18 protein-coding genes are annotated in these 21,201 nt (G+C 63.2%); 8 read left to right on the top strand and 10 right to left on the bottom strand.

The window, feature by feature from the left end; all coding sequences use genetic code 11:
* Positions 1-126 precede the first annotated feature (126 nt).
* Both fahA and hmgA read right to left on the bottom strand, forming a co-directional pair.
* On the bottom strand, positions 127-1,413 hold the full coding sequence (fahA, locus tag QCE73_RS02895) for a fumarylacetoacetase (RefSeq protein ID WP_309879684.1): 1,287 nt from the start codon (positions 1,411-1,413) through the stop codon (positions 127-129).
* Positions 1,410-2,747, bottom strand: coding sequence for a homogentisate 1,2-dioxygenase (gene hmgA, locus QCE73_RS02890; RefSeq protein WP_035497862.1), 1,338 nt, complete (start codon positions 2,745-2,747; stop codon positions 1,410-1,412). Before hmgA ends, fahA begins: the two co-directional genes overlap by 4 nt.
* 253 nt (positions 2,748-3,000) lie before the next feature.
* Here hmgA and QCE73_RS02885 point away from each other — a divergent pair, with 253 nt between their 5' ends.
* The 4 genes from QCE73_RS02885 (at position 3,001) to QCE73_RS02870 (ending at position 9,575) form a co-directional block, all read left to right on the top strand.
* Positions 3,001-3,825 (top strand): EAL domain-containing protein, encoded by an 825-nt coding sequence (locus tag QCE73_RS02885; RefSeq protein ID WP_187607396.1) that lies wholly within the window; start codon positions 3,001-3,003, stop codon positions 3,823-3,825.
* A 1,083-nt stretch (positions 3,826-4,908) separates the two neighbouring features.
* Entirely contained in the window at positions 4,909-6,288 is a 1,380-nt protein-coding gene (gene dalD, locus QCE73_RS02880) for a D-arabinitol 4-dehydrogenase (RefSeq protein ID WP_309879683.1), read from the top strand.
* 170 nt (positions 6,289-6,458) lie between these two features.
* Positions 6,459-7,940: a xylulokinase gene (xylB, locus tag QCE73_RS02875; RefSeq protein ID WP_309879682.1), complete on the top strand. Its 1,482-nt coding sequence runs from the start codon at positions 6,459-6,461 to the stop codon at positions 7,938-7,940.
* 687 nt (positions 7,941-8,627) lie between these two features.
* Complete coding sequence (locus tag QCE73_RS02870; RefSeq protein ID WP_035497859.1) at positions 8,628-9,575, top strand: sugar-binding transcriptional regulator; 948 nt, start codon at positions 8,628-8,630, stop codon at positions 9,573-9,575.
* 4 nt (positions 9,576-9,579) lie between these two features.
* Here QCE73_RS02870 and QCE73_RS02865 read toward each other — a convergent pair whose 3' ends face one another.
* From QCE73_RS02865 to QCE73_RS02830, 8 genes are all read right to left on the bottom strand, one after another.
* Complete coding sequence (locus QCE73_RS02865; RefSeq protein WP_309879680.1) at positions 9,580-10,443, bottom strand: MOSC N-terminal beta barrel domain-containing protein; 864 nt, start codon at positions 10,441-10,443, stop codon at positions 9,580-9,582.
* Between the two features lie 102 nt (positions 10,444-10,545).
* Positions 10,546-11,412: a glycosyltransferase family 25 protein gene (locus QCE73_RS02860; RefSeq protein ID WP_309879679.1), complete on the bottom strand. Its 867-nt coding sequence runs from the start codon at positions 11,410-11,412 to the stop codon at positions 10,546-10,548.
* A 138-nt stretch (positions 11,413-11,550) separates the two neighbouring features.
* Complete coding sequence (locus QCE73_RS02855) at positions 11,551-12,687, bottom strand: sn-glycerol-3-phosphate ABC transporter ATP-binding protein UgpC (protein WP_309879678.1); 1,137 nt, start codon at positions 12,685-12,687, stop codon at positions 11,551-11,553.
* A 46-nt stretch (positions 12,688-12,733) separates the two neighbouring features.
* A complete protein-coding gene (locus tag QCE73_RS02850; RefSeq protein ID WP_051626597.1) occupies positions 12,734-13,447 on the bottom strand; it encodes an HAD family phosphatase in 714 nt (237 codons plus the stop codon).
* A gap of 10 nt (positions 13,448-13,457) precedes the next feature.
* Positions 13,458-14,249, bottom strand: coding sequence for a carbohydrate ABC transporter permease (locus QCE73_RS02845; protein WP_404989760.1), 792 nt, complete (start codon positions 14,247-14,249; stop codon positions 13,458-13,460).
* Positions 14,250-14,305: 56 nt separating this feature from the next.
* The gene (locus QCE73_RS02840; RefSeq protein ID WP_035497854.1) at positions 14,306-15,244 is read right to left on the bottom strand and encodes a carbohydrate ABC transporter permease; all 939 of its coding nucleotides are present in this window, start codon (positions 15,242-15,244) and stop codon (positions 14,306-14,308) included.
* Between the two features lie 68 nt (positions 15,245-15,312).
* Entirely contained in the window at positions 15,313-16,680 is a 1,368-nt protein-coding gene (locus QCE73_RS02835; protein WP_187607371.1) for a sugar ABC transporter substrate-binding protein, read from the bottom strand.
* A gap of 211 nt (positions 16,681-16,891) precedes the next feature.
* A complete protein-coding gene (locus QCE73_RS02830; protein WP_309879676.1) occupies positions 16,892-17,665 on the bottom strand; it encodes an L-iditol 2-dehydrogenase in 774 nt (257 codons plus the stop codon).
* Between the two features lie 348 nt (positions 17,666-18,013).
* Between QCE73_RS02830 and QCE73_RS02825 the strand changes: the two genes are divergently transcribed.
* Genes QCE73_RS02825 through QCE73_RS02810 form a run of 4 tightly spaced genes read left to right on the top strand, consistent with a single transcriptional unit; the run spans position 18,014 to position 21,076 of the window.
* Complete coding sequence (locus tag QCE73_RS02825) at positions 18,014-18,472, top strand: Fur family transcriptional regulator (protein WP_035497849.1); 459 nt, start codon at positions 18,014-18,016, stop codon at positions 18,470-18,472.
* Positions 18,473-18,513: 41 nt separating this feature from the next.
* On the top strand, positions 18,514-19,395 hold the full coding sequence (locus QCE73_RS02820) for a metal ABC transporter solute-binding protein (RefSeq protein ID WP_309879675.1): 882 nt from the start codon (positions 18,514-18,516) through the stop codon (positions 19,393-19,395).
* Positions 19,392-20,279: a metal ABC transporter ATP-binding protein gene (locus QCE73_RS02815; protein ID WP_404989728.1), complete on the top strand. Its 888-nt coding sequence runs from the start codon at positions 19,392-19,394 to the stop codon at positions 20,277-20,279. The genes QCE73_RS02820 and QCE73_RS02815 overlap by 4 nt, the downstream gene beginning before the upstream one ends.
* Positions 20,280-20,287: 8 nt before the next feature.
* Positions 20,288-21,076 carry a metal ABC transporter permease gene (locus tag QCE73_RS02810; protein WP_035497847.1) on the top strand — a complete coding sequence of 263 codons (789 nt, stop codon included), beginning with the start codon at positions 20,288-20,290 and terminating at the stop codon, positions 21,074-21,076.
* Positions 21,077-21,201 lie beyond the last annotated feature (125 nt).

The raw sequence follows: 21,201 nt of genomic DNA, 5'->3' as shown, positions 1-21,201 counted from the left end.
CGGGCGGTGAGAAGCTGCTTTCTTTGGTTACTTTCTTTGCAGCAGCAAAGAAAGTGACCCCCGCCCCGGGGAGGGGCAGTGCTAATAGACCGACACGAATACGGGATCCGGCGAAAAAAACAAGCCTCAACCCCGCGCTGCCAAAACCTGCCCGGCACAATCGCCAAACCCAACCCGAAACCCTTCCCCCTGACACCACCCTCGTAGGGTGACTTCATCGCCATCCTGCAAAAACACGCGTTCGCCGCCATCTTCCAGTTTCACGGGCCGCTGCCCGTTCCACGTACTTTCGAGCAGGCTGCCGCACGACTCGGGCGTCGGCCCGCTGATCGTCCCGGAGCCCATCAGATCGCCCACGCGCGTATTGCACCCACCGACCGTGTGATGCGCGAGTTGCTGCGCCATCGACCAGTACATCAGCCGAAAGTTGGTGCGCGAAAGGATCGTCGGCTTTTGCACGCCTTCGGCGCGCAAGGTCACTTCCAGCTCGATGTCGAACGCATGATCGCCTTCATGACGCAGATACGCGAGCGGCTGCGGCTCCTGCGCAGGCGTCGCGGTGCGGAACGGCTCCAGCGCATCGAGCGTGACGATCCACGGCGAGATGGTCGTAGCGAATCCCTTCGAATTGAACGGGCCGAGCGGCACGTATTCCCATTGCTGGATATCGCGCGCGCTCCAGTCATTCAGCAGCACCATGCCGAAGATATGCGCCTCTGCATCCTCGCACGCGATCGGCTCGCCGAGCGCATTGCCACGACCGATGATGAAGCCCGTCTCCAGCTCGATATCCAGCTTGCGGCACGCGCCGTAGACCGGGCGATCCTCGTTCGGCAGCTTGATCTGTCCATTCGGCCGGCGCACCGGCGTGCCGCTCACGACCACCGACGACGCGCGCCCGTTGTAGCCGATCGGCATCTCCGACCAGTTCGGCAACAGCGCGTTCTTCGGATCGCGGAACATCGAGCCAACGTTGGTCGCGTGCTCCTTCGACGAATAGAAGTCCGTATAGCCGGGAATCTCCACCGGCAGATGCAGCGTCGCGCCGGCGCGCGGCACGAGCGCGTGGCGGCGCAGCGCTTCGTCGTCGCGCAACGTCGCGTTGCCCTGCGCGAGCAAGGCGGACAGCGCGATGCGCACGTTGCGCCAGGCCTCGCGTCCGAGCGCGATGAAGTCGTTCAGACGCGGCTTGTCGAACGTGCCTTGCGCATCGACGAGGTTCGCCCGTTCGAGCGCGGCCAGATCGACGATCCAGTCGCCGATCGCGACGCCCGCACGCGGTTGCGCGCGCACCGCGTCGCTGAAAATGCCGAACGGCAGGTTCTGGATCGGGAAGTCGCTTGCAGGATCGTTCGCGGATTCGATCCAGCTCTTCAGGGCAGGCGCGAGTGTGGCCTTCAGCGCGTCGTTCATCGTTGCTCCGGGTTGAAGTGTTTCGTGAGGCCTTGCCAGCACTCGTAGTAGTTCGCCTGCAGTTGCGCGGTTTCGAGCGCGAACTGCGTCGGCTTGATGAGGGTGCGCGTCTCGAACATGAAGGCCATCGTGGCGTCAACCTTCGCGGGCTTCGAGGTATCGCTAGCCGATGCTTTCTCGAACGTCCCCGCATCCGGCCCATGTCCCGACATGCAGTTGTGCAGACTCGCGCCGCCCGGCACGAAGCCTTCGGCCTTCGCATCGTAGACGCCGTGCACGAGGCCCATGAACTCGCTCGCGACATTGCGATGGAACCACGGCGGGCGGAACGTATCCTCGGCCGCGAGCCAGCGCGGCGGGAAGATCACGAAGTCGATCGTGTCGACGCCCGGCGTGTCGCTCGGTGATTGCAGCACGAGGAAAATCGACGGATCGGGATGATCGAAGCTGATCGAGCCGATCGTGTTGAAGTGACGCAAGTCGTACTTGTACGGCGCGTAGTTGCCGTGCCACGCGACGACATCGAGCGGCGAATGGCCGATATCCGCGCGCCACAGCACGCCGTTCATCTTCGTGACGAGCTCGAACTTGCCTTCGCGGTCTTCATAAGCGGCCTGCGGCGTGAGAAAGTCGCGCGGATTCGCAAGCCCGTTCGATCCGATCGGACCGAGATCGGGCAACTGCAAGAGCGCGCCGAAGTTCTCGCAGATATAGCCGCGCGCGTCGCCATCGGGCAGCGCAACGGAGAAGCGCACGCCGCGCGGAATCACCGCGATTTCATACGGTTCGACGTCCAGCTTGCCGAGCTCCGTCGAAATCGCGAGGCGGCCTTGCTGTGGCACGATCAGCAGTTCGCCGTCGCTGTTGTAGAAGAATCGGTCCTGCATCGACCGGTTCGCGGCGTAGAGATGAATCGCGCAGCCGCTCATCGATTCGGCGGCGCCGTTGCCGGCCATCGTCACCCAGCCGTCGATGAAATCGGTCGGCGCGGCGGGCATCGGCAGCGGGTCCCAGCGAAGCTGGTTGGGGGGCGTCGGCGGCACATCGGCGAAATTGCCGACGAGCTTCGCGCGCAACGCGTCGGCGGGAACGCGGGTGAACGGCTTGTGCACGGCGCCCGGACGGATGCGATAGAGCCACGAGCGGCGATTGTGGGCGCGCGGCGCGGTAAAGGCCGTGCCCGAAAGCTGCTCGGCATACAGACCGTACGCCGCGCGCTGCGGCGAGTTGCGGCCGATCGGCAGCGCGCCCGGCAGCGCCTCGGTGGCGAAGTCGTTGGCGAAGCCGGATTGATAGTGCTGATTCGCGTCCGTATGCGTCTCGAACGTTGGCATGGTCGAAATCCTCGACGAAAAGTACGACAGGTCAGGCAACGACGGCGAGCGCGGCACGCCAGTCGTTGCGTTTTACGCATAGTAAAACCAATTACGATTAGTGAAATTTCTCGTAAACCCTTAATCGACGCGCTTCCTTCGGCATATCAATATGTGAATTTGGTGCTGGACGCGGTGTTGCGCGCTGATACCATCGATCCTTCCAATGAAAATCGCCTGGTACGGCACGCCTCACGACACGAATGCGCCATCCATGATCGCCCCGTCCTTGCCTGAACTTGTCGCCCGCGCCGCGGAACATCCGTTTCTCGGCGCGCATGTCGCGCTTGGTCAAAACGAGCATGCCGGCGAGGCCATCGCGCGTTACCGCGATCTGTGCATATCGAGCGCTTATGAGCCGATCTTCGATGTCGGCACGCATAGCTTTCCGCAGACACTGAGCGCGTCGCCGGAGAGCGCCGAGCGTTTCGGCGATGAACTCGGCGTGCAGGCATTGACGCTGATTCAGGGCGATGCGCCGCGCGACCCGTTCGGGCAACTCGAAGACGATCGCGAACTGGTGGCGCTCGACCGGCTGTCGCGCGCGGTGCATGCGTTCAATTTCTTCGGGCCGCATCGGCCGGGGCTTTTGTTCTTGCGCGTGCACGAGCGGCTGTTGAAGAGCGTGAAATACGACCACGGGCTGCATTTCTCTTCGGTGCTGATGGAGTTCGGGCTGAGCCCGTCGCGCGTGGTGATCGAATTGCCGGCTGCGGCGGTCGCGCACAAGACGTTTCTTGGTTATCTCACCAAGAGCTATCAGCGTTACGGGTTCAAGGTCGCCGGGAATCTGCCCAATGCCGGTCAGATCATGGCGGTGTCGGATATGGCGCGGCTCGATTTCATCAAGATGGATGCCGGCGCGGCATTACGCGATTCTGTTGTGAAGCATCTTGTGGGGTATGCGAATCGGTTGAAGATTCCGCTCATCTTTTCCAATGTCGGCGATGAAGCGCAGTTCAATGCGTTGCAGCAGTTTGATGTGCATTTCGTGCAGGGGCCGGTGTTTGATGCTCATCCGGCGTTTCATGGGCGGTAGGTTTTTTTCTTCGCTGGGTCCCGTTAGCGTGTCGGTCTATTTGTGTTGCCCCTGTGCGGGGCGGCAGTCACTTTCTTTGCTGCTGCAAAGAAAGTAACCAAAGAAACAGCTATCCCCAGCCTAAGCACTTCACACCGGCCGCGGCACAGACGATTGGCCTAATGGCCCGGCTGTAGCGAGTGCCATCGAAGGTCTCGCGGGGCTTGGACCGCGCACGGTCTGACTCATCGCACCACATAACAAATTGGTTCAGCACCAAAAAGCTCCAGCCCGCGTCGCGGCCGATCGGTCAATCGGGTCTGCGCGCGCTTCCTCTCTTCGGTTTCCCTCGCATACCCAACGGCAGCGCGCAGCGCTGTGCCGAAGCTATTTCGTGCTGAACCAGCACGTCAATACATTTGGTGCGGCAGACCGTGCGCGAGCCAAGCCCGGAAAGTCCTTCGAGGGCGACACTTAGGCGAGGGCCACCGCGGGCTGGCAAGCATGGCCAAACTGCGTGTGACCGCGGGCGGTGAGAAGCTGCTTTCTTTGGTTACTTTCTTTGCAGCAGCAAAGAAAGTGACCCCCGCCCCGGGGAGGGGCAGTGCCAATCGACCGACATGCTAACGGGATCCGGCGAAAACCCGCCGCAACCCCGTTGATCGTCAAATGAAATCCCGCGCGATGACGCTTCAACAATTCGACCTGCAAATAGCGACTCCATGTTCTCGTCGACTTCACGTCGCCCGTCTCCCGCGTAGCGTTTTTTGCGCCTATGTTTAAAGGCAATTGGCTCACGCACCGTCATGCATCGGCCGTCGGGAGTGCCTCTACGGGTTATTCCCGATCCGTTTTCCCCGATGAAATTTGTGCGCCGCAGCGCTGCCACACCGCCAGCATCGACGGTGGATAGCCCATCGCAAGGCGCGTAAATTGCGCCGCGTCGCAGGAAGCATCGCGCCTTGACTTTCCTCCGGGCGAATACGATCATTCGATCATCGATAGAGCAAATGCTCACCTCAACCGCGCTGAGCGCCTCGCGCGCCATCGCGACCAGCCGTCCGCGAAGAACGGGCGCACCGCCAATCAGAAGGAAGAGACGACATGACTAGCGAAGCCAACGTGATCCTGCACATCGGCGCCGGGTCTTTTCATCGCGCGCATCAGGCGTGGTATCTGCATCGACTGAACGAGACGGGCGATCAAAGCTGGTCGCTCGCCGTCGGCAATATTCGCGGCGACATGAACGCCGTGCTCGATGCGCTCGCCGCGCAAAACGGCGAGTACACGCTCGAAACCGTCACGCCGAAGGGAGAGCGCGAATACGAGACCATCCGCGCGATCAAAAAGGTCGTGCCGTGGTCCGCCGACCTCAACGAACTGATCGCGACGGGCGCGGACCCGAAGACGAAGATCGTGTCGTTCACCGTCACGGAGGGCGGCTATTACCTCGACGAGCACGACAAGCTCGACACCGCCAACGCCGATCTCGCCGCCGACCTGAAAGGCGCGAAGACGACCATCTACGGCGCGCTCGCCGCCATCCTCGATGCGCGCATGAAGAACGGCGCGGGCGAGGTGTCGCTTCAGAACTGCGACAACCTGCGCAGCAACGGCGACCGCTTCAAGGCGGGCATGCTCGAATTCCTGGAGCGGCGCGGCGAGACCGCGTTGCGCGACTGGATGATCGCGAACACATCGTGCCCGAACGCGATGGTCGATCGCATCACGCCACGTCCGACGCCCGACGTCGCCGAGCGCGTGAAGGCCGCGACCGGCTTCGACGATAAAGCGCCGGTGATGGGCGAAAAGTTCATCCAGTGGGTGATCGAGGACAACTTCATCGCCGGGCGGCCCGCGTGGGAGAAGGTCGGCGCGGAGATGGTCGAATCGGTGCATCCGTACGAGGAAGCGAAGATCCGCATCCTCAATGCGAGTCATAGCTGCATCGCGTGGGCGGGCACGCTCGTCGGACTGCAATACATCCACGAAGGCACGCAGGACCTGGAGATTCGCGCGCTCGCGGACGCCTACGTCACCGACGACGTAATCCCCTGTCTCACGCCCAGCCCAATCGATCTCGCGAAGTATCGCGATGTCGTGCTCGATCGCTTCAGCAATCCGTACATCAAGGACACGAATCAGCGCGTCGCGGCCGATGGCTTCTCGAAGCTGCCGGGCTTCATCGCGCCGACGCTCTCGGAATGTTTCGCGCGCAACGTCGATCCCGATTCGACCGCCATCCTGCCCGCGCTCTTCTTCCGCTTCCTCGAACGCTGGCACGAAGGCAAGCTGTCTTATACCTATCAGGACGGCGTGATGGACCCGGCGGTTGCGCATGCGTTCTTCACGGCGCCCGATCCGGTCAAGGCGTTCACGGGCGACAAACTTCTGTGGGGCAGCATGGCGCAGACCGAAGGTCTGGAACGCGTGATGCGCAACGCGATTTCGAAGGTCGATGCGTGGCTCGCCAACCGACCATAAGCCTGGTGTTATCGCCGTCCTAAACGCGAGTTCAAACCAGCGCCGCGTCGCTCGGGTAATGTGCCCATGGCGCGGCGCTTCGCGTGGCGTTAAATTAGCGCCTCCCGCTACCTTGGCGCCACGCTTGGGTTTTGGCCGGGTCGATCCCGGCAACGACAAAGGGTCCGTTCATGTACTTAGGCATCGACCTCGGCACCTCCGAAGTGAAAGTTCTGCTGCTTGCGAGCGACGGCAGCGTCATCGGCACGGCGGGCACGCCGTTCACCGTATCGCGTCCGAAGCCGCGCTGGTCGGAACAGAATCCGCTCGACTGGTGGGAAGGCACGCGCGCCGCGCTCTTCAAGCTGCGCGAGAAGTTTCCCGATGAATTCGCGCAGGTGCGCGGCATCGGCCTCTCGGGCCAGATGCACGGCGCGGTGCTGCTCGACTCGCACGACAACGTGCTGCGCCCCGCGATTCTCTGGAACGACATGCGCAGCGACAAGGAGTGCGCCGAACTCTACGAGCGCGCGCCGAATCTGCACGAGATAGCCGGCAATCTGGCGATGCCGGGCTTCACCGCGCCGAAGCTCCTCTGGGTCGCGCATAACGAACCGGAGATCTTCAAGCAGACCGCGTGCGTGCTCTTGCCGAAGGATTATTTGCGGATGCATCTGACGGGCACGAAGGTGTCCGATCCATCGGATGCCGCGGGCACGCTCTGGCTCGATGTCGCGCGCCGCGACTGGTCCGACGAGTTGCTCGCCGCGTGCGGGATGTCGCGTCAGCAGATGCCGTCGCTGGCCGAGGGCAGCGAGCCGTCGGGCACGTTGAGGCCGGAGCTTGCGCGCGAATTCGGACTGGGCGCAGGCGTGGTCGTCGCGGCGGGCGGCGGCGACAATGCCGCGAGCGCGGTAGGCATCGGCGCGACCGATCCGGGCGATGGCTTTCTGTCGCTCGGCACATCGGGCGTGCTGTGCGTGATCGGCGATCGCTTCCGGCCGAATCCGGCGTCGGCGGTGCATGCGTTCTGTCACGCGATTCCGGATCGCTGGCATCAGATGAGCGTGGTTTTGTCGGCGGCGAGCTGTTTGCGCTGGGTGTGCAAGCTGACGTCGACGGACGAGCCGACCTTGCTCGCGGAAATCGAAGCCTTGCCCGCCGATGTGCTGCCGTCCGCGCCTTTGTTCCTGCCGTATCTGAGCGGCGAGCGCACGCCGCACAACGATCCGTACGCGCAGGGCGTGTTCTTCGGCATGACGCATGCGACCGATCGCGCGTTGCTCGGCTATTCCGTGCTCGAAGGCGTGACGCTTTCTTTGACCGATGGTCTGGATGCGCTGCAATCGGCGGGGACGCAGGCGCGGGCATTGTCGATGCTTGGCGGCGGTGCGCGCAGCGCGTACTGGGCGCAGATGTTCGCCGATGCGTTCGATACGCCGACGCGCACGCACGGAGGTGGCGAGACCGGGGCGGCGCTCGGGGCGGCGCGGCTCGGGTGGCTCGCGGCGGGGGGCGATCCGGCGACGGTGCTCGCCAAGCCCGAGATCAAGCAGGAATTCACGCCTGATGGCGAGCGGCATGAGATGTTGCGGCAGCGGTTGAAAGGGTTTCGCGAGCTTTATCAGCATGTCAGGCCGTTGTTTGATCCGGCGCGGCCTCGACTCGCTTGATTTTGTGGTTTTCGTGGGCTTCTATAGAGATTGTTGGCGGTTTTTTTTCGCCGGATCCCGGGTTCGTGTCGGTCTATTAGCACTGCCCCTGTGCGGGGCGGCAGTCACTTTCTTTGCTGCTGCAAAGAAAGTAACCAAAGAAACAGCTTCTCACCGCCCGCGGTCACACGCACGTTGGCCATACTTGCCAGCCGCCCGTGGCACTCGCCTAAGTGTCGCCCTCACAGGCCCAATCGGGCTTGGCTCGCGCACGGTCTGACAAGCTAGTTGTTTTAGGGCGCTGGTTCAGCACTAAAGAGCTTCGGCACAGCGCTACGCGCTGCCGTGGGGGATGCGAGGGAAACCGACGAGGGAGCGCGCGCGCACGCACCCGATTGACCCATCGGCCGCGTAGCGGGCTGGAGCTATTTGGTGCTGAACCAGTTTGTTCTGTGGTGCGATGTGTCGGACCGTGCGCGGTCCAAGCTCTTGTCTGCTTGCGAGGGCACTCTCTAGTGCCGGGCCATTAGGCCAATCGCCTGTGCCGCGGCCGGTGTGAAGTGCTTAGGCTGGGGATAGCTGTTTCTTTGGTTACTTTCTTTGCAGCAGCAAAGAAAGTGACTGCCGCCCCGCATAGGGGCAGTGCTAATAGACCGACACGAAACCGGGACACCCACCAACCACAACACCTTAAAAAAAACAAACCCAGTGCCCAAATCCACCGAAAAACTCGATCTCGCGACGCGCGCAGCGTGGCTCTACTACGTCGCCGGCAACACCCAGAACGAGATCGCGGAAAAGCTGCAGATCTCGCGTCCGGTGGCGCAGCGGCTCGTCGCGTTCGCGGTCGAGAAGAACCTGATCCGCGTGCGTGTGGATCATCGCATCGCCGATTGTCTGTCGCTCGCGAAAGCGCTCACCGACCGCTACGGTCTCGCGATGTGCGAAGTCGTCCCCATCGACGGCGATGCGCCCGAACAGGTCGATCGCAAGCTCGCCGTCGCGGGCGCGCAGGTGATGGAGCGCTATCTGCTCGAAGAGAAGCCGCTCGTCGTATCGATCGGCAGCGGGCGCACGTTGAAGGCCTGCGTCGCACAGATCGGACAGATCGACCGGCCGCAGCATCGCTTCGTATCGATGGTCGGTGCAATCGCGCAGGACGGATCGTCGAATCGTTACGACGTCGCGCAGCAGCTATCGGAAAAGACCGGCGGCAAGCACTTCATGCTGCCCGCGCCGCTCATGGCCGACAGCGAAACCGAACGCGCGCAGTGGGTCAATCACCGGCTGTATCGCATCGTCAGCGAACTCGCGCAGCAGGCGGATGTGGCGTTCGTCGGCATCGGCAACGTGGGCGTGAACTGTCCGCTCCACCAGGACGGCTTCATCACGCGCACGGAAGTCGATGAGTTGATGTCGGCAGGCGCCGTCGCCGAATGGCTCGGCCTGCCGATCGATGCGCACGGCAAGCGCGTGACATCGAAAACCGGCGCGCGGGTGACGAGCCTCAAGCTCGATACGCCGCCCAAACGCCCGACTATCGGCTTCGCGGGCGGCGAGCGCAAGCGCGAAGCGCTGATCGCCGCGTTGAAGGGGAAATGGTTGTCGGGGCTCGTGACCGACGAGTTGTGCGCGAAAGCCGCGCTTGACGCGTGAATCGTCAGAAATCGATTTCCGCTTCCACTTCCTGCCCGACTTCCAGTGCGACGCCCTCGCCTCTCAGGACGATCGCGTTCTTGCCGAAGGTGAGCGCGCCGTCGAACTGATCGCTGCCGCGATACGCGCTCATCGTGTCGAGCGGCTCGTGCGGCCATGAGGGATCGTGCGCGCCCGTGTCCTGATCGATCGATGGATTCGGACAGCGCGTGCAGAGCTTCACGAGCCGCAATTGCACATCGCGTCCCGGCGCGCGAATCTGCATGTCGCCGACGAAATCCTCTTCGTACGCTTCGAGCCCGCCGATCACGAGATTCGGCCGGAAGCGATTGGCCCCGATGCCCGGCGCGCCCTTCACCGACAGACGCGCGTTGAGATCGTCGAGCGATGCCTGGCCGACCACCAGCAACGGAAACTGATCCGCGAAACGCGTATGAGTGTGGTGCGGCGCGGTCCATTCGTCGCTGACATCGCGACGCGACGACGGCGAAAAACGCACGAGCCGCGCGGGAATGCCGAGAAACTCGCTGACCCATTGCGCGGTGTGCTCGCCCGTGTCGAGTGCGGCGACGGTATCGCGCCACACGGTCGCGCGTATCGGTCGCGCATCGATGAGCGCTTCGGCGGAGAGTGGCGTGCGAAGCGCCGGCATGCCGGGCGCGTCGATGACGAGATCGTTGCCATCGAACGCGGTTTTGATCAGCGCCATGCGCGAATGCGAGCGTTGCGTGAACATCGCGCCCGCGGGATCGGTCACCATCCAGTGACGGTCGTATTCGAGACCCGTGTCGAGGAGCGTCGCGCGGCGCAGCGAAATGCCGGCGCAGGACTTGATCGGATAGACGAAGAGTTCGTTCAGGACGGGCATGGCGATATCGTGTGGAGTCGGCGCCGGCCATCGAGTGTGGCGGGTCGAAAGAGATTATCGCGCATCACTTCGCTCAAGACAGGCCCGCCCTCGAACGCGTGATCAGTACGTCGTCCGGCACGCCTCGTAAAGCTGCATGCCGAGCCGGTACTCGCTCGAACTCTCGACGACGGGCAGGAGAGAAGCGATCTCGCGCATGTCCAGGTCCGCGTCGCCCGCGAAAAGCAGTCTGCGGATTCCGTTGATCAACTGACCTTCGCGGCGCTCCAGCAGCGGCGATTCGAGTTCTTCGTATGGCATCGTGGAGACGCTCTCGAACTTCGGCGTGGCGAGAAAGGGAATGGTCAGCAGGGCCGACAGCGCGCCGCTTGCGATCCAGTCCCTGAAGAGGATATCGATCGGGGTGGTCGCATCCGTGCTCGACGACAGCAGCCCCCGCAGCGTTTGCTTTCCCTTCGGCGTGACGACATACGAGGCTGTGCAGTATGCGTACGTTCCTTTCGCGTCGAGCACGCTCACGCCGGAAAAGCCGTGTCGCTCAGCGCCGCCCGACTTGGACATTGCGCGCCCGCGCATGCGCAGCTCTGCCTGCGCGAGCAGAAGCGGCACCTGAGCATAGAAAGGACAACAATCGAGAAACAGCAAATCGCACTGCGGGTAAGCGCCGACGAACTGACCGAGAACATGCTCGTTCACCACCGATGGAAACTCACGGCTGATTTCCACATCGTCTTCCAGCACGACCGTGGCGGTCGTGTCGCTGGAGATTCGGATAACTTCCTCGTGCGATTGCCGGCACGCCCAGATGCCGTTCATGGCGGCGTTATCGAACGGCCCGTGCGCAGCGCCATCGATTGCGGGAAAGCGCGTGATTCGCCCATCGCACCCGAGGCTGGCCAATTGCGCTTCCAGCGATCGGCGTCGGTCCGCGCTTCTGTCCAGGTTGATGAAATAACCGTCTAACTGCATTTCCGCCCTCGCAGCGCCAAGCGCTTGATTCGACGCGCGTGATACTAGCAGCGCGCCGCCCAGGTCCGCCTAGGATACGACCTAGAACGGCCGACGAGCGGCGCGCATCGGGCGAGACCGGTATGCCCTCACTACACTTCACGCCGCCGTCGCATGCTCCCGCAGCCACGCATCCACGATCCTGCGCGTGAACGCCTGGCCTTCCGCATTGAACAGATGGCAATGTTCCGGCGCCGTGCCGAGCTTCAGCTTCTCGCCGCGCGCGTGCTTCTCCAGCGGCGGAATGCGCGAGATCAGCCCGTCCGGCGCGACGTCCGTTTCGGCATAGAGATACGCCGCGTCGCCGAGCGTTTCGACGGTCATCGCCGATGCGGAAATCCCGTAATCGCCCGGCCCCGGCGATGTCGGCTGCAAGTGCTCGGGACGAACGCCGACCGTCACCGCGTCGCCCGGCTTCGCATTGCCGGGCAGCACGCCGACGAGCTGCGTCTCGCCCGTCGCGTACTTCACGAGCACGCCGTCGTTCTGGATCTGCGCGACCGTGCCTGACAGGAAGTTCATCTTCGGCGAGCCGATGAAGCCCGCGACGAACCGGTTCGCCGGCGCGTGATACAGCGTGTTCGGCGTGCCGACCTGCTCGATGTTCCCCGCCGACAGCACGACGATCTTGTCGGCGAGCGTCATCGCCTCGACCTGATCGTGCGTCACGTAGATCATCGTCGTCTTGAGGTCGTCGTGCAGGCGCGCGAATTCGAGACGCATCTTCACGCGCAGCGCGGCGTCGAGGTTCGAGAGCGGCTCGTCGAACAGAAACACCTTCGGCTTGCGCGTGATCGCGCGACCGATCGCCACGCGCTGACGCTGGCCGCCCGACAACTGCTTCGGCTTGCGATCGAGCAGATGGTCGATATGCAGAATCTTCGCGGCGTTCTTCACGGCGGCGTCGATCGCGGGCTTCTTCTCGCCCGCGAGCTTGAGGCCGAACGCCATGTTGTCGTACAGCGTCATGTGCGGATACAGCGCGTACGACTGGAACACCATCGCGATGCCGCGCTTCGCGGGCGCGAGCTCGTTCACGCGCGCGTTGTCGATCATCAGGTCGCCGCCGCTGATGTCCTCCAGTCCCGCGATCATGCGCATCAACGTCGACTTGCCGCAGCCCGACGGGCCGACGAACACGACGAACTCGCCGTCGTTGATATCGAGGTTGATGTTGCGCATCACCTCGGTTTCTTCATAACGCTTGCTGATGTTGCGAAGTGTCAGGCTAGCCATGGTGTGTGTCTCCAGTCTTCATTAGCGATGCGCCGGGCGCGTGTCGCTATCTGATTTCGAACGTCGCGTTCTGCAGCCATTGATCGACGAGCGCAGGCAAGCGCGTCATGTCGTCGAATACCTTGTGCGCGCCCGCTCTTTCGAGCGCGCCGATCTGTCCTTCGGTCGCGTGGCCGCCGCCGATGAAGCCGAGCACCGGCATGCCCGCCGCCTTCGCCGCCGTCACGCCGGTCACACTGTCCTCGACGACGAGGCAACGCAGCGGATCGATGCGCATCGCGCGCGCCGCCGCGAGATAGACGTCGGGCGCGGGTTTCGGATTCGCAACCATGTCCGCGCAAAAACGCCGCTCGCCGAAGAAGCGCAGGAGGCCCGTGCGTTTCAGCACGGCATCGACATAGGTCGAAAAGCTGTTGCTCGCGCACGCCTTCGTGAACGGCACGGCCGCGAGCGCCTCGGCGATGCCCGGCACCGTCGGCGCCTCGATCGCGGCCACTTCGACGGCGCGCCGGATCGCGACCACCTGATCGTGCGTCAGCGTGCGGTTCACCGTATCGGCCGCGCTCGCGAGCACCGCCTCGATGCGCAGGCCGAGCAGCGGCATCACGACCGGCTCGACATCGACGCCCGGCCACAGCGCCTCCAGTTCGGTGACGAGCATGCGCGCCGCCACCGCTTCGCTGTCGATCAGCACGCCGTCGCAATCGCAGATCAGCAGGCGGTCTTCGAGATTGGCTTCGTGGGATGGAGTGAGGTTCACGCTCGCATCCTCACTTCACCGCGCCAAACGTGAGGCCGCGCACCAGTTGCTTCTGCGAGACCCAGCCGACGATCAGAATCGGCGCGACCGCGAGCAGCGAAGCGGCCGAGAGCTTGGCCCAGAAGAGACCCTCCGGACTCGAATACGACGCGATGAACACCGTCAGCGGCGCCGCGTTCGAGCTCGACAGGTTGATGCTCCAGAACGCCTCGTTCCACGACAGGATGATGAGCAAGAGACCCGTCGATGCGAGACCGGGCAATGCCATCGGCATCAGCAGATAGACGATCTCCTGCCACGTCGTCGCGCCGTCGATACGGCCGGCTTCGAGAATGTCCTTCGGCACTTCGTTGAAGTACGTGTAGGCCATCCATACGGCAATGGGCAGGTTGATCAGCGTGTACACGATGATGAGCCCGGACACGGTGTCGAGCAGGCCCGTGTTCTTCCACAGGAGATAGATCGGCACGAGCACGCCGACCGACGGCATCATCTTCGTGGACAGCATCCACAGGAGCACCGACTGCGTTTTCTTGGTCGGGAAAAAGGCCATCGCGTAGGCGCACGGCACGGCGAGGATCAGACAGAGCAGCGTGACGCCCACCGAGATCAGCACCGAGTTCCACGCGAAGCCGAAGTAATTGCTGCGCGCGAACACTTCGCGGAAGCTATCCAGCGTCGGCGTGAAGAACAGCGACGACGAATACGCCTGCTGCTCGGTCTTGAACGCGGTGATCGTCATCCAGAAGATCGGGAAGAACAGCAGGATCGAAAAGAGCCACGCGACGATGCCGGGCACGATGTTCTTCGCGTGGCCGAGCGCGGTGGTCCGCGGCGCTCCCGTAACGGTTTGAGTGCTCATGACTCGTACTCCCCTTTGAGGTTCTTCGCGAGCATTCTCACGAGGAAGAACGCGACGATATTGGCGAGAATGACCGCGAGAATGCCGCCCGCCGATGCGAGACCGACGTCGAACTGCTGCAGGCCGAGTGCGTAGATCAGGTACGACAGGTTGGTCGTCGCGGTGCCGGGGCCGCCGCCCGTCGTCGTGTAGATTTCCGCGAAGATCGACAGCAGGAAGATGGTTTCCATCATCACGACCACGGCGACCGCGCGCTTCAGGTGCGGCAGCGTGATGAAGAAGAACATCGCGAACGGACCCGCCCCGTCGATGCGCGCCGCTTCCTTCTGTTCCTGATCGAGCGACTGGATCGCCGTGAAGAGAATCAGGAACGCGAACGGCAGCCATTGCCACGCGACGATCACGATCACCGCGAACAGCGGATATTCGGCGAACCAGTCGATCGGCTGCATGCCCATCGAGCGCATCAGGCTGGCGATGAGGCCGTACACCGGATGCAGGATCATGTTCTTCCAGATGAGCGCGGAGACCGTCGGCATCACGAAGAACGGCGCGATCACGAGCAGACGCGCGATGCCCTGACCGATGAACTTGCGATCGAACAGCACGGCGAGCAGCACGCCGCCCACGACCGTGATGACGAGCACCGAAATGATCAGCGTCAGCGTATGGCCGATGGACGGGCCGAACGCCGGATCGGTAATGAGAAACTCGAAATTGTCGAAGCCCGCGAAGCCTTTGACGTCGGGGTTCAGCAGGTTATAACGCGAGAACGAAAACCAGATCGTCATCGCGAGCGGAATGGCCATCCACAGAAAGAGCAGTCCGGTCGATGGCGAGATCAGCCATCGCACCGACTTCGCACGCCGCTTGTCGCGTTCGGCGGCGGACTCCTCCAGATGATGATCGGTGATGGGGGGATTCAGTTGACTCATCGTTTCACCTCTCGATGATGATGCTGGCGGGCCGCATCAGGCGACGCGGCCCGTGTGCTGCGGAAGATTTACTTCTGATAGCCCGCCTGCTTCACGGCGCGATCGGCGGCGGCATTCGCGGCCTTCAACGCGTTGTCGACGCTCGTCTGACCCGCGACGACACCCGCGATCGACTGACCGACCACCGTGCCGAACGACTGAAACTCCGGAATGCCGACGAACTGGATGCCGCTATACGGCACCTTGTGCAGCGTCGCGTCGTTCGGGTCCGCGGTTTCGATCGCCTTCAGCACGAAGTCGCCGAACGGCGCGGCCTGCTTGTACTCGGGGCGCGCGTAGGTCGATTTGCGCGTGCCCGGCGGCACCGACGCCCAGCCTTCGTCCTTGCCGACCATCTCGATGTATTCCTTCGACGTCGCCCACGCGGCGAATTTCTTCGCGGCATCCTGCTGCTTCGACGTCTTCGGGATCGCGAGCGACCACGACCACAACCAGTGCGAGCCCTTCGGCGTGACGGCGATCGGCGCGGCCGCGAAGCCGATCTTGTCCGACACCTGCGACTGCGACTTGTTGTAGAGCATGCCTGCTGCGACCGTCGCGTCGATCCACATCGCGCACTTGCCCGAGGACATCAGCGTGAGGTTCTCGTTGAAGCCGTTCGAGCTGGCTCCCGGCGGGCCGTCGTTCTTCAGCAGGTCCGCGTAGAAACCGACGGCCTTCTTCCATTCGGGCGTGTCGAGCTGCGCCTGCCACTTCTCGTTGAACCATTCGCCGCCGAAGGTGTTCACGACCGTCGATACGAACGCCATGTTCTCGCCCCAGCCCGCCTTGCCGCGCAGGCAGATGCCGTACTGGCCTTTGGACTTGTCGGTGAGCTTGTCGGCGAACTGCTTGATCTGGTCGTAGGTCGGCTGGTCGGGCATCTTCAGGCCGGCCGCCTGGAACAGGTCCTTGCGGTAGTACGTCATCGAGCTTTCGACGTAGAACGGCAGCGCGTAGAGCACGCCGCCGGACGAGAGGCCGTCGCGCGCGGTCTTCACGACATCGTCGAGATCGTAGTTGGCGGGCAGGCCGGTCATCGGCGAGAGCCAGCCGCGCTTGCCCCATTGAGGTGCCTCGTACGTGCCGATGGTGATGACGTCGAACTGGCCGCTGTTGGTGGTGATGTCGGTCGTCGCGCGCTGGCGCAGCACGTTTTCTTCGAGAATCACCCATTTGAGCTGGATGTCCGGATTGGCCTTCTCGAAGGCCGGCGCGAGCTTCTTCAGCTCGATCATGTCCGGGTTGTTCAACGTCGCGATGGTGATGGTCGTCGCGGCATGCGCCGACAGCGGCACGAGCGCGGCCGCGGCCAGCGCGGCCGTGAGCGCTCCGGTCACGAACGGGGCGCGACGCGCGCGCGGTTGTGCTCGAACGATGCGTTGAGTGCGTTTCATATGGGTTCGTCTCCTTTTTGTTTGCACGGGCACAGCGGACAGTCGATGCATGACCGCAAACGCCGTGGATGCCGCTGCCTGCTTTCGAGGGTGCGCGATCGGGGATCGCGTGTTGCCGGGTTATTCGTTGCCGCGCCTGCCTTCGTTGCCCTGACGCCTTCCACTCGGCGCCGTTTCACTATAGACGGTGCTTCCTGCGCTTCAAGCCGCGTCAACTCATCCAGTTGCCGCCGTCGACGTTGATCGTCTGCGCGGTGATGTAATCCGAATCCGCTGACGCCAGAAAGAGCGCCGCGCCTGTCAGGTCCGCGGGCAAGCCCATGCGCCCGAGCGGCACTTCCTCGCCGACGAGCCGCTTCTTCTCGCCAAGCGGGCGGTTCTCGTAGCGCGCGAAGAGCGCGTCGACTTCCTTCCACATCGGGGTATCGACGACGCCGGGCGCGATGCCGTTCACGTTGATGCGCTCTTTCGCGAGCGCGAGCGCCGCCGATTGCGTATAGCTGATCACCGCCGCCTTGGTCGCGCAGTAATGCGACACGAGCGCCTCGCCGCGCCGTCCCGCCTGCGACGACATATTGATGATCTTGCCGCCGCGGCCCTGCTCGACCATGCGTTTGGCGACCGCCTGCATCAGAAAGAACATGCCCTTGACGTTGACCGCGAAGAGGCCGTCGTACACGTCCCAGGATTCATCGAGGATCGGGCGCATGTCGAAGAGCGCCGCGTTGTTGAAGAGAATGTCGATGCCGCCGAAACGCTCGACGCTGCGCGCCACGATGCGTTCGATGTCTTCGCGCTGGGTGACGTCGGCCTTGAGCGCGAGCACGCGCGCGGAGACGTCCGCGAAGCGCTGGGCCATGTCGTGCTCGTCTTTCACGTCGACGACGACGACCTGCGCCCCTTCCTCCAGATAGCGCCGCGCGACCGCCTCGCCGATGCCGCTTGCCGCACCCGTGATGATCGCGACCTTGTCTTTCAGTCTCACCGATGTCTCCGATTCTTCGAATCGCCCCTCGCGTGAGCGAACGCTCTGCGAATGAACAATTGCTCTCTGTTTGATCGAATGATCGGCGCTGCGCGTGATCGTGTCAAGGCATCGGCACAGGTTTCGATGTTGCGACGCGCAAACGCGGAAAACCTCGGGAAAACCCGTCTGGTGAGGGGCTTGGCAGCAAACGCCATACCGCGGGTTCGCCATCTCAGTAGAAAGACGCAGCGTGCTTACGTGCATCACGCATCGATACGTTATATCATCTCGGAATCGTCCGACGAGCGCTCCTCACGCTCGTGCTTCAACCCTTTGCTGGGCCACGTTTCGCGTGGCCGACATGACATGACCGCATCCGTCGAAACCATGCTTGCCCGCGCCGAAGTGCTCGCCGTCGAGCGCGGCGTCGCGCTCACGCCGCTGCGCCGCCAGGTCTACGAACTCGTGCTGAAGGCGCACAAGCCGATCGGCGCCTACGACCTCATCGACGCGATGGAGCCGAAGCGCGGCGCGCGCGTGCCGCCGACCACCGTGTATCGCGCGCTCGATTTTCTTGTCGAGAACGGCTTCGTGCATCGCATCGAGTCGAAGAACGCGTTCATCGCGTGTTGCGACGCCGGCAAGCCGCACGAGAGCCAGTTCCTCATCTGCGACGAATGCGGCGAGACGCTCGAAATCCAGGGGCGCGAACTCGCTTCGTCGCTGTCCGCGAGTCCGCCCGCGCACGGCTTTCAGGTGCATCACCAGGTCGTCGAACTGAGCGGACTCTGCGCCGATTGCCAGAGAAAGCATCGCGGCGCATGAGTCGCGTCACGTCGAGAACAACTCATCCAGAAAGGAAATCGATGAAATTCGCGCACGTCCTGACCTGCTTCGCCATCGCGCTCGGCTTGTGCAATACGGCATCGGCACAGACCGCGCGCGTGCCGGTGGTCGCGGCGGAGAACTTCTACGGCGACGTCATCCGCCAGCTCGGCGGCGATCACGTGCAGGTGACGAGCATCCTCAGCAATCCGGACGAAGACCCGCATCTCTTCGAAGCGAGCCCGAAGACCGCGCGCGCGTTGCAGCACGCGGCGCTCGTCGTCTACAACGGCGCGGACTACGATCCGTGGATGGACAAGCTGCTCGCCGCATCGAAGAGCAATGACAAGCGCACGGTGATCGTCGCGGCGAAGCTCGTCGGCAAGAAGTCCGGCGACAATCCGCACCTCTGGTACGACCCGTCGACGATGCCTGCCGTCGCGAAGGCCGTGAGCGCGTATCTCGTGAGCGCCGACCCTTCGCACAAGAGCGACTACGACGCACGACTCGCGACCTTTCTCGATTCGATGAAGCCGATCGACGCGAGCGTCACCCAATTGAAGGCGCGCTACAAAGGCGTGCCCGTCACCGCGACCGAGCCGGTGTTCGGCTACATGGCCGATGCCATCGGCTTCGAGATGCGCAACCTGCGCTTCCAGATGGCATCGATGAACGAGACCGAGCCGAGCCCCGCCGATATCGCCGCGTTCGAAAAGGATCTGCGCGAACGTCGCGTGCACGTGCTCATCTACAACAGCCAAGCGACCGGCGCGCTGACGAAGCGCCTGCTCAACATCGCGAAGGACGCGCACGTGCCGAGCATCAGCGTGACGGAGACGTTGCCCGCCAAACTGACGTATCAGCAATGGATGCAGTCGCAACTCGACACGCTGTCGGGCGCGCTGCAAGGATGGCAACGATGAACGCCGTCGCGATGTCTCAAGCCGCGCTCGAAGTCGATCGCGTGACGCTCGCGCTCGGCGGGCGCGAGATTCTCAACGACACGAGCTTCACGGTTCGCAATGGCGAATTCATCGGCGTGCTCGGGCCGAACGGCGCGGGCAAGACCACGCTGATGCGCGCGCTGCTCGGGCTCGTGCCGCTGAAGAGCGGGACGATCCGCGTGAACGGCGAAGCGGTCGAGCGCGGCAATCCGTCGATCGGCTATATGCCGCAGATTCGCACCGGACTCGCCAACCGGCGCGTGCTGGGCCGCGATTTCGTCGCGATGGCCGCCGACGGGCATCACTGGGGCCTGCCGCATCGCAACGCGCGCATCCGCGCCGATGTCGAGCGCGTGCTCGAACTCGTCGGCGCGCATCAACTGGCTTCGCGTCCGTTGTCGGAACTGTCGGGCGGCGAGCGCCAGCGTCTGCTGCTCGCGCAATGTCTGCTCGGCAATCCGCGTCTGCTCTTGCTCGACGAGCCGCTCATCAGTCTCGATCCGCGTCATCAGACGGGCGTCGTGGAACTCGTGCGGCGCGTTCAGCGTGAACTGAACATCACCGTGCTGTTTTCGGCGCACGAACTCAATCCGCTATTGAATTCGCTCGACCGCGTGCTGTATCTCGGCAGCGGGCGCGCCGCGCTCGGCACCGTCGATGAAGTCATCTCGAAGCCCGTGTTGTCGCGGCTTTACGGGTCGCCTATCGACGTGATGCGCGTGAATGGGCGCATCTTCGTGATGTCGGGCGATGTCGAGATCGACAAGCTCGATCACGCGCACGAAGAAGGCGAGGAGCACGAACACGAACACGAGCATGACCACGGCCATGCACACGATCACGGTCACAGCCACGCCAAGTAGAAAGCACAATGTTCGAATATGACTTCATGGTGAATGCATTCGCGGCGTCGGGGATCGTCGCGGTGCTTTCGGGGATCGTCGGGTATTTTCTCGTGCTGCGCGGGCAGACCTTCGCGGGTCACGCGCTGTCGCACGTCGGCTTTACCGGCGCGACGGGTGCGGTGCTGCTCGGCATGTCGCCGCTCTGGGGAATGGTGGGCTTCACGCTCGCGGCCGGCGTCGGTATGGGGGCGCTCGGCGAACGCCTCTCGGGCCGCGATGTGGCCATCGGCGTGATTCTTTCGCTATCGCTCGGCTTCGGCTTGCTGTTTCTGCACTTCTTCACCGCGTATGCGACGCAGGCTACGGCTCTGCTCTTCGGCAACGTGCTCGGTGTTAGCCATGAGACGCTGATCGTGCTGGCTGGTCTTGCCTTCGTGAGTCTTGGGGCGCTTGGATTCATCATGCGGCCTTTGCTGTTTGCGTCCTTGCAGCCGGAGCTTGCGGAAGCCAAAGGCGTGTCGTTGCGGCTCGTCTCGGTGCTGTTTCTCGCGATCACCGCGCTCGCGGTCGCGGCTTGTACGCAGATCGTCGGCGTGCTTCTGGTGTTTGCGTTGATGGTCGGGCCGGCGGCCGCAGCGCAGAATGTGACGACGCGGTTGTCGTCGGGGTTGGTGCTCGCGGCCGTGTTTGCGCTCGGGCAGGCGTGGGTTGGGCTCACGCTCGCGTATTACACCGATTGGCCGACGAGCTTCTGGATCACGATGCTCGCTGCGATCGTTTATGGCGCGAGTCTGGTGGGGCGGCGGGGGCATTGAGAATTTTTTATCGCCGGATCCCGATTTCGTGTCGGTCTATTGGCGTTGCCCCTGTGCGGGGCGGCAGTCACTTTCTTTGCTGCTGCAAAGAAAGTAACCAAAGAAACAGCTATCCCCAGCCTAAG

Origin of the sequence: Caballeronia sp. LZ029 (assembly GCF_031451275.1) — a bacterium.
Lineage (GTDB): Bacteria > Pseudomonadota > Gammaproteobacteria > Burkholderiales > Burkholderiaceae > Caballeronia > Caballeronia jiangsuensis.
The sequence above is the reverse complement of the archived record's forward strand: the minus strand, read 5'-3'. Positions and strand labels throughout refer to the sequence as shown.